Consider the following 14,088-nt stretch of genomic DNA (forward strand, 5'->3'; position numbering starts at 1 on the left):
TTCGCCTAAAGCGTTTTGCGATTTGACCGAATCGCTCCAAGTCGCAAAATCGCTTTGAATCAAAGAGTTAAAGTAAAAGCGTTTCTGCTCGAAATGCGCCTGGCTCTGGGGAGTTGTTGCTTGCCGTCGTTCCTGCGCCGAGCCCTGCTGGGCCTGGCAACCATCGTCGCTCTGATCGGTTCGGCCGTTGCAGCCGAGGCTGCCTGCGAGGACATGACCTCAAAGGGGCGCAGCTACATCGTGTGCCGTTTCGATCTGTCGAACGACAGTCTGGCCCTCTATTGGCGCGGTGCCGACGGCACGCCGCTCGGCAGTCCGGACCGGCTCGCCCAGGAACTGGACACCCAGGGCAAGAAGCTGATCTTCGCCATGAATGCCGGCATGTACGACAAGGCGCTCGGCCCTGTCGGCCTCTATGTCGAGAATGGCCGCATCCTGCACAATGCCAATACCCGCAACGGCTTCGGCAATTTCCATCTCAAGCCTAATGGCGTGTTCTATTTCGGCGACGGCAAGGCCGGCGTGATGGAGACGAGCCGGTTCCTGAAAGCCCGCATCAATGCCCGCTTCGCCACGCAATCGGGCCCGATGCTGGTGATCGACGGCCAGATTCATCCCAAGATCCAGCCGGACGGGCCGTCGGAGAAGATCCGCAATGGCGTCGGCGTGCGCGACGGCAAGATCGTGATCTTCGCCATCTCGGCCGAGCCGGTGAGCTTCCACGATTTTGCCGAGCTGTTCCGCGACCGGCTGGGCACCCAGAACGCCCTCTTCCTCGACGGCTCGATCTCCACCCTCTACGCGCCGCCCATGCCAGCGATCGGCGGCTGGACCACGCTGGGGCCGATGGTGGGCGTGACGGAAGGACCGTAGCGCCGGCGCGACGCGCTCCTGCTTGCCGCAAGGCTGTTAGTTTTTACACTCTTTTCCAGACGGGCATTTTTGACTACATCAGCCGTCAAAATCGCGTCACACTCTAGGAACAGCCATGGCTCCCCGCACGCTCTATGACAAGATCTGGGACGATCACGTCGTCGAAACCTCCGCCGACGGGACGAGCCTGCTCTATATCGACCGCCATCTCGTGCATGAGGTGACCAGCCCGCAGGCCTTCGAGGGCCTGCGCGTCTCGGGTCGCCAAGTGCATTCGCCCCAGCGCACCCTGGCCGTGGTCGACCACAACGTGCCGACCTCCGACCGCTCCAAGGGCATCGACGACCCCGAAAGCGCCATGCAGGTCAACACGCTGGCCCAGAACGCCAAGGATTTCGGCGTCGAGTACTACTCCGAACTCGACAAGCGCCAGGGCATCGTCCACATCGTCGGCCCTGAGCAGGGCTTCACTCTGCCCGGCACCACCATCGTGTGCGGCGACAGCCACACCTCCACCCATGGCGCCTTCGGGGCGCTGGCCCACGGCATCGGCACCTCCGAGGTCGAGCATGTGCTCGCCACGCAGACGCTGATCCAGAAGAAGGCCAAGAATATGCGGGTCACCGTCGACGGCGTGCTGCCGGACGGCGTGACCGCCAAGGACATCATCCTGGCCATCATCGGCGAGATCGGCACGGCGGGTGGCACCGGCCATGTGCTGGAATATGCCGGCGAGGCCGTGCGCGCCCTCTCGATGGAGGGCCGCATGACCATCTGCAACATGTCGATCGAAGGCGGCGCCCGCGCCGGCCTGATCGCGCCCGACGAGAAGACCTACGCCTATCTGAAGGATCGCCCCAAGGCGCCGAAGGGCGAAGCCTGGGATAGGGCCCTGGCCTATTGGAACACGCTTTACACCGAGGATGGCGCGCATTTCGACCGCGAGGTGAAGCTCGACGCCGCCGCCCTGCCGCCGATCGTCACCTGGGGCACCAGCCCCGAGGACGTCGCCTCGATCATGGGCAAGGTGCCGCATCCGGACGATGCGCCGAACGAGCACAAGAAAGCCGCGATCCAGCGTGCCCTGGCCTATATGGGCCTGCAGGGTGGTGAGCGCATCCAGGACCTGGCGCTCGACCGCGTCTTCATCGGCTCCTGCACCAATGGCCGTATCGAGGATCTGCGCGCCGTCGCCGGCATCGTTGCGGGCCATACGGTCAACGCCAACGTCAATGCCATGATCGTGCCGGGCTCGGGCCTGGTGAAGATGCAGGCCGAGGCCGAGGGTCTCGACAAGATCTTCCGGGCCGCCGGCTTCGACTGGCGCGAGCCGGGCTGCTCGATGTGCCTGGCCATGAATGCCGACAAACTCAAGCCCGGCGAGCGCTGCGCCTCCACCTCGAACCGCAATTTCGAGGGACGCCAGGGCTACAAGGGCCGGACCCACCTGGTCTCGCCGCAGATGGCCGCCGCTGCCGCCATCGCCGGCCATTTCGTCGACATCCGCGAATGGGCAAAGATCGCGGCCAACGCGTAAGCGGGCAGCGCCCTCCGGCTCTTTCCCCATATGCGGGAAGAGAGCAAGGGTGCGACCGTCAAAAAGGGGACTGAATTGGCTCCGACATTTGTCATTGCCGGGCTTGACCCGGCAATCCAGCCCCTTCCCTGCAGGCATCACAGACGAGGCCTCTGGATGCCCGGGTCAAGCCCGGGCATGACAAAGGTGGCGTTTCAGTTATTTCTGGGCGAGACCTAGAGCAAAACGCGTTCAAGTGTGAGCGCTTATTCACTCTAACTCTTTGTTTGGACGCGTCTTTGCGATTCTTGGTGACGCCGTCAAATCGTAAAACGCTATAAGGGTGAGGGGCGGCGCGACCGTGCACGAACAAGTCCTCATGCCCCATCTCTCGCCCGCCGATGCCCGTCGTCTGCCGTCCTTTGCCCCGGGGATGACCATCGGGCTGTTCGGCGGCAGCTTCAACCCGCCCCATGAAGGCCATCGCCATGCCAGCTTGGTGGCGCTGACGCGGCTCGGGCTGGATCGGGTCTGGTGGCTGGTGACGCCGGGCAATCCGCTCAAGGACAACCGTGCCTTGCCCCCGCTCGAGTTACGGGTAGCCGCCGCCCGCCGGCTCGCCGATCACCCGCGCATCGAGGTAACCGGCATCGAGGCCGATATCCACACCCGCTATACCTATGACACCATTGCCTGGCTGCAGCGCCGCTGCCCGGGCGTGACCTTTGTGTGGATCATGGGCGCCGACAATCTCGCCGGCTTCCACCGCTGGCAGCAATGGCAGGCCATCGCCTCGCGGGTGGCCATCGCCGTGGTGGCCCGCCCCGGCGCCACCACCAAGGGCCCGCTTGCCAAGGCGGCTCGTGTGCTTGCCGCCTATCGCGTCCCCGAATATCAGGCCGCGACGCTGAAATATCGCCGAGCCCCAGCCTGGATCTTCCTGCACGCGCCGCTCGACGCCAATTCCTCAACCGCTTTGCGGGCCAGCGGCCAGGGCTTGCCCACAAGGTAAAAATTAACCACTTATTAACCATGTCGGAGCAGGCTTAATTCTATTGGCGTCATTGAATCGACGCGATGGCTTGCTAATATTGTGGAGCGAGTGGAATTCGCGGAGGTCCGCGAATCAATGAGCAAGAGGGTGTGCCCCTGACCACGTTGGTGAGACGCGAAGCGGACGTGATTCCGCTTCATCCCGTGAGCCGAGCGATCCGCCCGGACGTTGAAGCTACGGTTCGCCTGATCCTCAATGGCCTCGATGACATGAAGGCCGAGGAGATTGTGGAAATCGATCTGCGCGGCAAGAGTGCAATCGCCGACGTCATGATCATCGCGACAGGCCGGGTGGCCCGCCATGTCGCCGCGATCAGCGATCGCATCGCCAAGGATCTCAAGGAAAACGGACACGGCAATCCCCGCATCGAAGGCGTCCCGGTCTGCGACTGGGTGCTGATCGATACGGGAGACGTCATCGTGCACGTGTTCCGCCCCGAGGTCCGCGCCTTCTACAATCTCGAGAAGATGTGGTCGTCAGGCCGCCCGAACGAACTGCTTCCGAGCTGACCTGAATGCGCCTGATGATCTGCGCCGTCGGCCGGCTCAAAGCCGGCCCGGAACGCGATCTCGTGGCCCGTTATGCAGAGCGGCTGAACGCCAGTGGCCGGAGCCTCGCCCTCGGCCCGCTCGACATCATCGAAATCGACGAAAGCCGCGCCCGGCGGCCCGAAGACCGCAAGGCCGAAGAGGCCGACAAGCTGCTCTCGGCCGCCGGCCAGGCCTCCATCATTGCCCTGGATGAAACCGGCAACTCGCCCGGCAGCGAGGCGTTTGCCGCCAAGATCGCGGGCTGGCGGGACAGTGGAACCCAATCCCTTGCCTTCCTGATCGGCGGCGCCGATGGTCATGGTGACGCGATCCGGTCGCGCGCGATCCTGTCGCTGTCCTTCGGCAAGATGACCTGGCCTCACCAGATCGTGCGCATTCTCCTGGCCGAGCAGCTCTATCGCGCTGCCACCATCATCGCCGGCCACCCCTACCACCGGGTGTGACGCACGCTCGCCCCGAGACCATCTTCCCAAAAGCCCCCCTGACCGTGCCGGCACTTCCAAAGCCTGGCGCGAAGGCACAAAGTCGCCGAGGCCAATGACCGGGCCGATCTCAACCACCGCCGTCGCGAACGCCTCCCCCACACATCGTCCTTTTGTCGGCGATCCGTGGAGTTCGAATAAATAATGCAAGGTACCTTGCATTAAAAGGTACCTTGCATTATTCTCCATCTCGAAGCATAGGGAGGCCATGACCGATTCCATCGATATCCAGCTCAAGAAGGGCGCCCTCGAGCTCTGCGTCCTCGCTCTGCTGCACCGGCGTGAAAGCTATGCCTATGAGATCGCCAGCACGCTCACCGAGCGGGTCGGCATGGGCGAAGGCACCATCTATCCGCTGATGCGCCGGCTGCAGACCGAGGGACTGGTCAGCACCAGGCTGGAAGAATCGGCCAGCGGCCCGCCGCGCAAATATTACCGTCTGACGCCCGCCGGCCAGGCCGCCTATGCGGCCCGCCAGCGCGAATGGCGGGATTTCGTCACCGCCGTCGACCGACTAATGGAAGGCATGCCATGACTCGCCAGGACTTCTCTCGCCAGGAATTCCTCGACGCGTTGAAGGCCGGTCTCGATGGGCTGCCGCCGGCGGAGATCGAGGACGTCCTGCGCGACTATGCCGCCTATTTCACCGATGCGCAGGAGGCCGGGCGCAGCGAGGACGACGTGGTGCAGATGCTCGGCGATCCCGTCCAGCTCGCCCGGGCGCTCAAGGCGGAAAGCGGCCTGCGCCAGTTGCAGGCGCGACCGAGCCCGTCGACCGTGCTGGGCGCGATCGCCGCGCTCACCGGCTTGGCCATGCTCGACCTCTTCGTGCTGCTGCCGGTTCTTTCGATCCTTCTGGTGGTCTTTCTCGTCCTCGGCCTGGTCGCCTTCGCCCTGGCGCTCGGCGGCTCGGCGATGGTGCTCCATTCGGCTTTCATGTGGGATGGCGCGCCCCTTCTCGCCCATCTCGGACGGGCCTTCATCGGCTTCGGTTTCATCGCCATGGCGGTGTGCCTGAGCTGCCTCTTCCTGCTCGGTCTCAATGCCGGACTGAAGGCGATGGCCGCCCATGCCCGGCGCTATACCCGCTTGCTCACTTCCCCTCCACGCTCCGTCGCCACGCCGTGACAATGTTCGCGCCCCGCAGGCGCCATGGGAGGCACCATGCCCTCGAAACTCGGAAAACTGGCGGCCTTCTCCTTCCTGATCGCCTTGGCCTGCCTGTTCCTCGGCACCAGCCTTGCAGGCCCGAATTACGGCTCACCGTGGCGAGGCTGGCACCGAGCGGCGCTGACGGGATGGGGAAGCTGCCCCGAAACACCGCAAAGCAGCGATGCCAAGGCCGGTTCGGTCACCTTGCCTTGGGACAATGACGGCTCGCTCGTCATCGCCGTTCCGGCCAGCGTGAGCTATGCTCCCGGCTCGCAATCCAGCGCCGTGATCAGCGGTGATCCCGCCCTGATCGGCCATGTCCGCCTTTCGGCGGGCCGCCTTGAGCTGGACGAGGACTGCGATCTCCCGGACGGCGCCATCGCGGTGCGGCTGACAGGTGGCACCGTCAGGGACTGGACGGTGAATGGATCCGGCGAACTCCATCTCGCGGCGATCGCGCAGGATCGACTCGATCTTCGCCTCCATGGCAGCGCGCAGGCGACCGGCGAAGGCTCGGTGGACCAGTTGAACCTGCGCATCTCCGGCTCCGGCAACGCGGATCTGGCCAAACTCTCCGCCAAGGCGGCCGAGATCCGCATCAGCGGCAGCGGCGAGGCAGGCATCGCCGCCAGCGAGAGTGCCGACGTCACTCTTTCCGGCAGCGGCAATGTCACACTGCGCGGCAAGCCCAGGCTTACGACACAGATCCACGGCAGCGGCCGGATCGAGGCAATTCCATAAATCACAGTGTGACTAGACGGAATCACCTCGACGCAAGGAACGGGAACAAGCAAGTGCCGTCACCAGAACGCGCTTTGCACTAGCCGCCCCGACTCAAAGCACTGATTCCTTCCCGTCGCCTCGAGCGGCGTCGGGGATGGCTGTCCCTTCGCGTCCCGCGTCCACGGATAAACCCGTGGAATTCCAGGCTTATTCCGGTCGAAGTCTCGCTGTTCCCATCTCCCCGTCACACCTTGCAAGGAGGCGCTCATGCGACCCCATAGCTTTTCCGTTGCCTTGGCTATTCTTCTGACCGGCATGACCACGGCCGGGCTGTCAGGCCCGGCGGAGGCCCAATCGACCTGTGGCGCGCCCGGGAAGGGCAGCGAGGGATTGGGCACATCGGGCTGGCCGGTCGCCACGCCCGACGATGTCGGCCTCGATCCGCAAAGCCTGTGCACGCTCGCCCAGAGGCTCGACTTGGCGAAGGAGGACAATGTCCATGCCGTGCTGATCGCCCGGCACGGCAAATTGGTGTTCGAACGCTATTTCACCGGCTCCGATTCCCATTGGGGCCAGCCCGAAAAGGACGTTACCTTCGGGCCGGACGTTCCGCACGATCTGCGTTCGATCACCAAGAGCGTGGTGTCGCTGCTGGTCGGCATCGCCGTGGGCGAGGGCTGGGTCGCCTCGATCGACCAGCCGGTGCTGGGGCTGCTGCCCGCTTATGCCGATCTGAGCACCCCGCAAAAACAGGGCATCACGCTGCGTCATCTTCTCACCATGTCGCCGGGCCTGGCCTGGAGCGAGCAGCTCCCCTACAGCGATCTTCGCAATAGCGAGAACGGCATGGACATGGCCAAGGATCCCTGCCGCTATGTGCTGGAGCAGCCCGTGACCCATGACCCCGGCACGGTATGGACCTATAGCGGTGGGACCACCGGCTTGCTTGCCTGTGTGCTGCGCCAAGCCACCGGAAAGCCTCTTGACGCGTTCGCCCGCGAAACCCTGTTCGAGCCCTTGGGCATCACCAAGGTCGACTGGGCGCGTTATCCGCAAACTGGCGAGCCGGTTGCGGCTTCGGGCCTGCGTCTCCTGCCGGCTGACACCTTGAAATTCGGCCAGCTCGTGCTCGACAAGGGCGCCTGGAACGGCAAGCAGATCGTGCCGGCCACGTGGATCGAGATGGCGACGGCGCCGCAGGTCAATGCTCCCAACGCGATGTTCTACGGCTTCCAGTTCTGGCTCGGGCGCTCCCTGGTCGACCGCCGCACCATCGAATGGATCGCCGGCTTCGGCTATGGCGGGCAGCGCCTCTTCATCGTGCCGTCGCTCGACCTTACCATGATGGTGCAGGCAGGGCGCTATGGCGGCCAGGACGAGGGCGGATTCGCCGCCGCCATCCTCAACCGCTACGTGCTGCCGGCTGCCAAGCCGTAGGTCGCACGGAGTGTCAGGACCCGATCGCCGCCCTGATCAGCGCCTTGGCATCCTCGCTGGCCCACTCGGCCGGGCCGGCCATGGCGCCGATGCGGCAGCCCTGCTTGTCGATCAGCACCGAGGTCGGCAGGCCCTGGCCGAGGCCCTCGTTGCGCAGGCTCTGCAGGATGCCGGTCGAGGGATCGGCATAGCGATGCAGCTTGTCGATCTTGGTCTCGTTCAGGAAGGCCTCGACCCGCTCGGGTCCCTGCGTGTCGATATTGACGGCCACGACCTCGAAATCCTTGCCGCCGAGATCGGCCTGCAGCTGATTGAGAGCCGGCATTTCCTTGCGGCAGGGCACGCACCAGGTCGCCCACAGGTTGAGCAGCACGGTCTTGCCCTTGAAATCGGCCAGGGTCGTCTTGCTGCCATCCGCCTTCTGGAAGCTGATCGGCACCAGCGGCTGGGGCGCCTTGGAAACGGCGAGGGCCGCCACCTCGCCCTTGGCCAGCGGGTCGACGCGAGCGGCAATCGCCGCCGAAGCAGGGCAGGACGCGCTTTCCTGATTGCCCGAGCCGCCCTTTGTCCCGTATACCGCGGCAACACCCACCACGGCTCCCGCCAGGATTGCCGCGCCGATCAGCCAGCGCCGGTTCGATCCTTGCGGTGGCTGACTCTCAGAATGTTCCTGCCGACTATTCTCGTTCACTGAAAGCCTATCCGGATGAGCAACAAAATGTGGGGCGGCCGGTTCCAGTCGGGACCGGACGCGATCATGGAAGAGATCAACGCCTCGATCGACTTTGACAAGCGCCTATGGGCCCAGGACATCCGCGGCTCTCTGGCGCATCTCGCCATGCTGGAAAAGCAAGGGATCGTCGCCGCCGCCGATGCCAAGGCCATCGCGGATGGTCTAGAGGCGGTCCGCGGCGAAATCGAGAGCGGCTCGTTCACTTTTTCGCGTGCGCTCGAAGACATCCATATGAATGTCGAGTCGCGCCTGGCAGCGATTGCCGGGCCGGCGGCCGGCCGCCTGCATACCGCCCGCTCGCGCAACGACCAGGTCGCCACCGATTTCAAGCTGTGGGTGCGCGACACCATCGACGATCTCGACGCCCAGCTGAAAGACCTGATGACCGCGCTCGCCGAGAGGGCGCTCGCCTTCGCCGGTGCCGTGATGCCGGGCTTCACCCATCTGCAATCGGCCCAGCCGGTCACCTTCGGGCATCATTTGCTCGCCTATGTCGAGATGCTCGGCCGTGACCGCGGCCGCTTCGCCGATGCGCGCCGTCGTCTCAACGAATGCCCGCTCGGCGCCGCCGCGCTCGCCGGTACCTCCTTCCCGATCGACCGCCATGCCACGGCCAAGGCGCTCGGCTTCGACCGCCCCACCGCCAATTCGCTCGATTCGGTCTCCGATCGCGACTTCGTGCTGGAGGCGCTCGCCGCCGCCTCGATCACCGCCATGCATCTCTCCCGCTTTGCCGAAGAGATCGTGATCTGGACGACGCCGCAATTTGCCTTCGTGGCGCTGTCGGACAAGTTCACCACCGGCTCGTCCATCATGCCGCAGAAGCGCAATCCCGACGCAGCCGAACTGGTGCGCGGCAAGGCCGGCCGGGTCATCGGCGCGCTGGTCGGCCTGATCACCATGATGAAGGGCCTGCCGCTCGCCTATGGCAAGGACATGCAGGAGGACAAGGAACCGGCCTTCGACGCGCTGCAGACCCTGTCGCTGTGCACGGCGGCCATGGCCGGCATGGTCAGGGACATGGTGCCCGACCTCAAGCGCATGAAGGCGGCGGCTGGCTCGGGCTATGCCACCGCCACCGACCTTGCCGACTGGCTGGTACGCGAGCTCAACCTGCCCTTCCGCGAGGCCCATCACGTCACCGGCCGCCTGGTCGGCATCGCCGCCGAAGCCAAGCTGCCGCTGGAGAAGCTCTCGCTGGCGCAGATGCAATCGGTGGAGCCACGTATCCATCAGGGGCTTTTCGCCGTACTCGGCGTGGAAAAGTCGGTCCGCAGCCGTATCTCCTATGGCGGCACGGCGCCTGTCAACGTCAAGGCCCAGGCCAGGAAGTGGCTGAAGGCACTGGCGAAATAGCCGAAGCGCGGACATCACAGCAACATGCTTGCATGTTGCGATGTCCGCTCTTGGAACCACCATGCCGACAGGATAGGAAGAGCGGACAAGATGTCCGCGCTCCAAAGAACACCAAATCAAAATTCGTGCTACACAGCGTCAAACACTGGAGTTCCCCATGGCTGGTAATGCGTTCCGCATCGCGCTTGCTTTGACGCTGGTCACGACCCTCGGCCTGGCTGGTTGTGGCCGCAAGGGCAAGCTCGAGCCGCCGCCCGAGCAGCATGTCACGACTGGCGATGGCAATGGCTACAACAAGAAGAAGGATCCGGGCTATGTGAAACCGGACCGCAAGCTGCCGATGGACTTCCTGTTGAACTGATTTCGAACCGAACCGACCATGCATCACTTCACTTATCGCAACGGCGTGCTTCATGCCGAAGATGTCGCACTGCCGGCGATCGCCGCCGCCGTCGGCACGCCCTTCTACTGTTATTCGGCCGCCACGCTGCGCCGGCACTACAAGGTGTTCGCGGGCGCCTTCAGCGATGTGCCCTCGCTGGTCTGCTTTGCGGTGAAGGCCAATTCGAATCTCGCCGTGCTGCGCCTGCTCGCCAAGCTCGGCGCCGGCATGGACGTGGTTTCGGAGGGTGAGTTACGGCGCGCCCGCGCTGCCGGCGTACCCGCCAGCAAGATCATGTTCTCGGGCGTCGGCAAGCTCGTGCGCGAAATCGACTATGCGCTCGACGAGGACATCCTGTGCTTCAACGTCGAGTCCGAGCCCGAACTGGAGCTCTTGTCGCAGCGCGCCAGCGCCAAGGGCCGGATAGCCCGGGTGTCGCTGCGCATCAACCCGGACGTCGACGCCAAGACCCACAAGAAGATCTCCACCGGCAAGTCGGAGAACAAGTTCGGCATCCCGATCGCCCAGGCCCGTGCCATCTATGCCCGTGCGGCCAAGCTGCCGGGCATCCTGGTCACCGGCGTCGACATGCATATCGGCAGCCAGATCACGGCGCTCGAGCCCTATGATGCCTCGATCGAACGCCTGGTCGGCGTGGTCAGGGACCTCAGGGCCGACGGCCATGTCATCGATCACATCGATTTCGGCGGTGGCCTCGGTATTCCCTATCGCGACGACAACGAGCCGCCGCCCCATCCCGACGACTATGCCGCGGTGGTCAAGCGCTATGCCAAGGATCTCGGCGCCACGCTGGTGTTCGAACCCGGCCGCCTGATCGCCGGCAATGCCGGCATCCTGGTGAGCGAGGTCGCCTTCGTGAAGGAGGGCGAGGGCAAGACCTTCGTCATCGTCGACGCCGGCATGAACGACCTGATCCGCCCGACGCTCTATGAAGCCTATCATGCGATCTGGCCGATCAAGGAACGCCCGCTCGGCGGCGCCATGGTGACGGCCGACGTGGTCGGCCCGGTCTGCGAGACCGGCGACTATCTCGCCCTCGACCGCGATATCCCGGTGGTGGCGCGCGGCGACCTGGTGGCGGTGATGTCGGCTGGCGCCTATGGCGCCGTGCAGTCGGGTACCTACAACACCCGTCCCCTCATCCCGGAAGTGCTGGTGGACGGCGACAAGTTCGCGGTGATCCGGCCTCGCCCGAGCTATGACGAACTGCTCGGGCTCGACAAGGTGCCGGACTGGCTGTGATCCTGCGACGGGAACGCGTTCCCGGGAACAGAGAGTGTTTCCGGGAACAGCCCGCTTCCCGATCCTGTCGTAAGGCCGTCATTCCATCTGGAACTCCGAGGATCCATGCGCAGTCTCGTTGCACTTTCCCTTCTCGCCAGCGTCGCCGCGGCCACGCCCGCCTTGGCGGACGCCTATCGCTGGCAGCTTCGCCAGTCGCCGGAATCGGTGGTCGTGGCCTATGAGGTGCCCGACACCGACGACCAGCCGCTGGGTCTTTTTTGTGAACCCGAGGGCAAGGCCTTCTCGATCACCTATCGGCCTGGTGCCGACAAGATCCGCAAGGGCTGGAGCGGCGTGGTCAGTTTCAGTTCCGACGGCGGGCAGGTCGATGTGCCCATGCAGGCGGTCGAGGACGAACTGAGCGGGCTCACCTTGGAAGCCAAGGCAGCCTTCGACCCGGACTGGACCGTCGTCCTCGGCAAGGGCCGCACCCTCAAGATCGCCTTCAGCGGCCAGAGCGAGAGGATCAAGCTGGCCGGCGTCGCCAAGGGAGCCGCTGCGCTGGCCAAGGCCTGCGGTCGATAGGACGATTGTTTTTGTAGCGCAGTGCCGCCCCTCACCCGTACCCTCTCCCCGTAAGAACGGGGCGAGGGGGCACGGGCGTCGCGCTCGATCCTCAGACCCTTCATCTCGCCCGGCGGTTGAGCGAGACGATCGGGGTTGTATATGAAATACGCGATCAAAGTCCCCCTCGCCCCGTTCTTACGGGGAGAGGGTATGGGTGAGGGGCTACGCTACCCCGACAATTTCTGCGGGAAATGGTCCCTCGATCAGCCCTTTTGATCCGCGCTTGCTCCGTGCTCACCTGGCAATGCCGAAGCACTTGGCCAGCTTCGCCGCGACGGCGTCATAAGTCGCCGCTTCCTTGGCCGGATAGGTCAGGCGGAAGGCGCGGATGGTTTCCACCGCGCCTGTTTTGTCCTTCTGCAAGAGGACCTTGGCATAGAAGATCTCGCCATCCTTGCGGCCTGAGACCACCACCCCGCTCTTCGCCGCGCTGCGGTAGGTGATCTTGCCGTCACCGGCGACGCCGTTGACGATTGCATCGATGTCTTCTTCCGCGGCATTGTAGGAACCCCAGACCCGCAAGCTCGCGCCGGAAGGGGCCGAGAAGACGCGTCCGTCGCCATTGTCGGCCTCGGGTTCCGCCGTCATGAGGTCGGACGGATAGCAGATGCGGTAGCCGAAACGCGCATTGGCGTAGTCGCTCCAGTCACGCGCCGCCGCCGGCCCGGTCGCAATGGTGAGGCTCAGGAGCGGGGCGATCAGGGCGCAGAAACGGATCAGGCGGCGCATCGGCCTCTCCTTGCGATATGAACGCCATCGCGGCGGAGAGGCTCCGCGCGATGGCTGTCCTGTCTTAGGTTGCTTGGCCCGGGCCGGCTGTTCTGCAGGGAACCAGCGCGGCCGGCTCAATGCCGGCGCCGGCGGCGCACCTCTTCGCCACCGCCTGCCTTGGGCGGGGCGACCAGCGGACCGATCTCGGCGATCACCTTGGCCGCATCCGGGCGCTCGGCGCGGACATGGCCGTCGATGGCCTGGCGCATGGCGGCGAGATGGGCCGGCGAGGTGCCACAGCAGCCGCCGATGATGCGCGCGCCTGCATCGATGGCGAGCCGCGCATAGTTGGCCATCAGCTCCGGCGTGCCGGAATAGTGGATATGATCGCCGTGGAATTGCGGGATGCCGGCATTGGCCTTGGCGATCACCACCACATCGGGATTGGCTTCGGTCATCGACAACACGGAGACCAGCAGGTCGGAAGCCCCGACGCCGCAATTGGCACCGACCGCGACGGGATTGGGATCGACGCCACCGGCAACCTCCGGCATGGCCGAGGGCGGAATGCCCATCATGGTCTTGCCGGCCGTGTCGAAGCTTGCCGTCACCGTATAGGGCATGCCGGCCTTGACCGCCGCCTTGGCCGCAGCGCGCATCTCCTCGGCGGCCGACATCGTCTCGATCCAGATCACGTCGGCGCCGCCTTCCTTGAGCCCTTCGATCTGCTCGACAAAGATCTCGACGGCCTCGTCCTCGGTCAGCGGCCCGAGCGGCTGGAAGAGGTCGCCCGTCGGGCCGACCGAGCCGGCCACCACCACCGGACGGCCCGCGCCGTCCGCAACCTGGCGTGCATTGCGCGCCGCCGCGGCATTGAGTTCCTTCACGCGCCCGTCGAGCTTGTGCAGCGCCAGGCGCCGGCGATTGCCGCCGAAGGAATTGGTCAGGATGATATCGGCCCCGGCATCGACGAAGGATTGATGCAGCGCGTGGATGCGGTCGGGATGGTCGAGGTTCCACATCTCCGGCGGATCGCCCGACATCAGGCCCATCTCGAACAGATTGGTTCCGGTGGCCCCATCTGCGAGCAGCACGGGCTTTTGAGCCAGAAGTTCGGTCAGGCGCATGGCGTGTCCTTCATCGAGAAACCATGCTTCCACATAGGCCTTTGCGGGCGCGATTCAAGCAGGAATGTCCGGGAACGGCCTCGCTCCCAAAAACAGCAACGCCGGGACAAGCCCGGCGT

General features: G+C 64.8%; 16 protein-coding genes. 13 read left to right on the plus strand and 3 right to left on the minus strand.

What is annotated here, in order from left to right; translation table 11 throughout:
* Positions 1 to 120 precede the first annotated feature (120 nt).
* The 9 genes from ABXS05_RS28610 (at position 121) to ABXS05_RS28650 (ending at position 7,788) form a co-directional block, all read left to right on the plus strand.
* The gene (locus ABXS05_RS28610; RefSeq protein WP_394310945.1) at positions 121 to 873 is read left to right on the plus strand and encodes a phosphodiester glycosidase family protein; all 753 of its coding nucleotides are present in this window, start codon (positions 121 to 123) and stop codon (positions 871 to 873) included.
* 115 nt (positions 874 to 988) lie between these two features.
* Positions 989 to 2,410 (plus strand): 3-isopropylmalate dehydratase large subunit, encoded by a 1,422-nt coding sequence (leuC, locus tag ABXS05_RS28615; RefSeq protein WP_367626218.1) that lies wholly within the window; start codon positions 989 to 991, stop codon positions 2,408 to 2,410.
* A gap of 358 nt (positions 2,411 to 2,768) precedes the next feature.
* Entirely contained in the window at positions 2,769 to 3,401 is a 633-nt protein-coding gene (locus tag ABXS05_RS28620) for a nicotinate-nucleotide adenylyltransferase (RefSeq protein ID WP_367626219.1), read from the plus strand.
* A gap of 167 nt (positions 3,402 to 3,568) precedes the next feature.
* Positions 3,569 to 3,952 carry a ribosome silencing factor gene (rsfS, locus tag ABXS05_RS28625; RefSeq protein WP_376717645.1) on the plus strand — a complete coding sequence of 128 codons (384 nt, stop codon included), beginning with the start codon at positions 3,569 to 3,571 and terminating at the stop codon, positions 3,950 to 3,952.
* Positions 3,953 to 3,957: 5 nt separating this feature from the next.
* Positions 3,958 to 4,437: a 23S rRNA (pseudouridine(1915)-N(3))-methyltransferase RlmH gene (gene rlmH / locus ABXS05_RS28630; RefSeq protein WP_367626220.1), complete on the plus strand. Its 480-nt coding sequence runs from the start codon at positions 3,958 to 3,960 to the stop codon at positions 4,435 to 4,437.
* A gap of 247 nt (positions 4,438 to 4,684) precedes the next feature.
* On the plus strand, positions 4,685 to 5,011 hold the full coding sequence (locus ABXS05_RS28635) for a PadR family transcriptional regulator (protein WP_311934523.1): 327 nt from the start codon (positions 4,685 to 4,687) through the stop codon (positions 5,009 to 5,011).
* Entirely contained in the window at positions 5,008 to 5,604 is a 597-nt protein-coding gene (locus tag ABXS05_RS28640) for a DUF1700 domain-containing protein (RefSeq protein ID WP_367626221.1), read from the plus strand. The genes ABXS05_RS28635 and ABXS05_RS28640 overlap by 4 nt, the downstream gene beginning before the upstream one ends.
* A gap of 36 nt (positions 5,605 to 5,640) precedes the next feature.
* Positions 5,641 to 6,369: a GIN domain-containing protein gene (locus ABXS05_RS28645; protein WP_367626222.1), complete on the plus strand. Its 729-nt coding sequence runs from the start codon at positions 5,641 to 5,643 to the stop codon at positions 6,367 to 6,369.
* Positions 6,370 to 6,618: 249 nt separating this feature from the next.
* Entirely contained in the window at positions 6,619 to 7,788 is a 1,170-nt protein-coding gene (locus tag ABXS05_RS28650) for a serine hydrolase domain-containing protein (protein ID WP_367626223.1), read from the plus strand.
* A 13-nt stretch (positions 7,789 to 7,801) separates the two neighbouring features.
* Here the strand turns inward: ABXS05_RS28650 and tlpA are convergent, their stop codons facing one another.
* Positions 7,802 to 8,479, minus strand: a complete 678-nt coding sequence (tlpA, locus tag ABXS05_RS28655; RefSeq protein ID WP_311934519.1) for a thiol:disulfide interchange protein TlpA — start codon at positions 8,477 to 8,479, stop codon at positions 7,802 to 7,804.
* A gap of 15 nt (positions 8,480 to 8,494) precedes the next feature.
* Between tlpA and argH the strand changes: the two genes are divergently transcribed.
* From argH to ABXS05_RS28675, 4 genes are all read left to right on the plus strand, one after another.
* Positions 8,495 to 9,877: an argininosuccinate lyase gene (gene argH, locus ABXS05_RS28660; protein ID WP_311934518.1), complete on the plus strand. Its 1,383-nt coding sequence runs from the start codon at positions 8,495 to 8,497 to the stop codon at positions 9,875 to 9,877.
* A 157-nt stretch (positions 9,878 to 10,034) separates the two neighbouring features.
* Positions 10,035 to 10,238, plus strand: coding sequence for an LPS translocon maturation chaperone LptM (gene lptM, locus ABXS05_RS28665; RefSeq protein WP_068291140.1), 204 nt, complete (start codon positions 10,035 to 10,037; stop codon positions 10,236 to 10,238).
* 18 nt (positions 10,239 to 10,256) lie between these two features.
* Positions 10,257 to 11,522 (plus strand): diaminopimelate decarboxylase, encoded by a 1,266-nt coding sequence (gene lysA / locus ABXS05_RS28670; RefSeq protein ID WP_367626224.1) that lies wholly within the window; start codon positions 10,257 to 10,259, stop codon positions 11,520 to 11,522.
* A gap of 105 nt (positions 11,523 to 11,627) precedes the next feature.
* A complete protein-coding gene (locus ABXS05_RS28675) occupies positions 11,628 to 12,089 on the plus strand; it encodes a hypothetical protein (RefSeq protein WP_367626225.1) in 462 nt (153 codons plus the stop codon).
* 276 nt (positions 12,090 to 12,365) lie between these two features.
* Here the strand turns inward: ABXS05_RS28675 and ABXS05_RS28680 are convergent, their stop codons facing one another.
* Together ABXS05_RS28680 and bmt are read right to left on the minus strand one after the other, a co-directional pair.
* Positions 12,366 to 12,860 carry a hypothetical protein gene (locus ABXS05_RS28680; RefSeq protein ID WP_367626226.1) on the minus strand — a complete coding sequence of 165 codons (495 nt, stop codon included), beginning with the start codon at positions 12,858 to 12,860 and terminating at the stop codon, positions 12,366 to 12,368.
* Between the two features lie 116 nt (positions 12,861 to 12,976).
* On the minus strand, positions 12,977 to 13,969 hold the full coding sequence (gene bmt, locus ABXS05_RS28685; RefSeq protein WP_367626227.1) for a betaine--homocysteine S-methyltransferase: 993 nt from the start codon (positions 13,967 to 13,969) through the stop codon (positions 12,977 to 12,979).
* Between the last annotated feature and the right edge of the window lie 119 nt (positions 13,970 to 14,088).

Source organism: Labrys neptuniae, assembly GCF_040797145.1.
Classification (GTDB): domain Bacteria; phylum Pseudomonadota; class Alphaproteobacteria; order Rhizobiales; family Labraceae; genus Labrys; species Labrys neptuniae.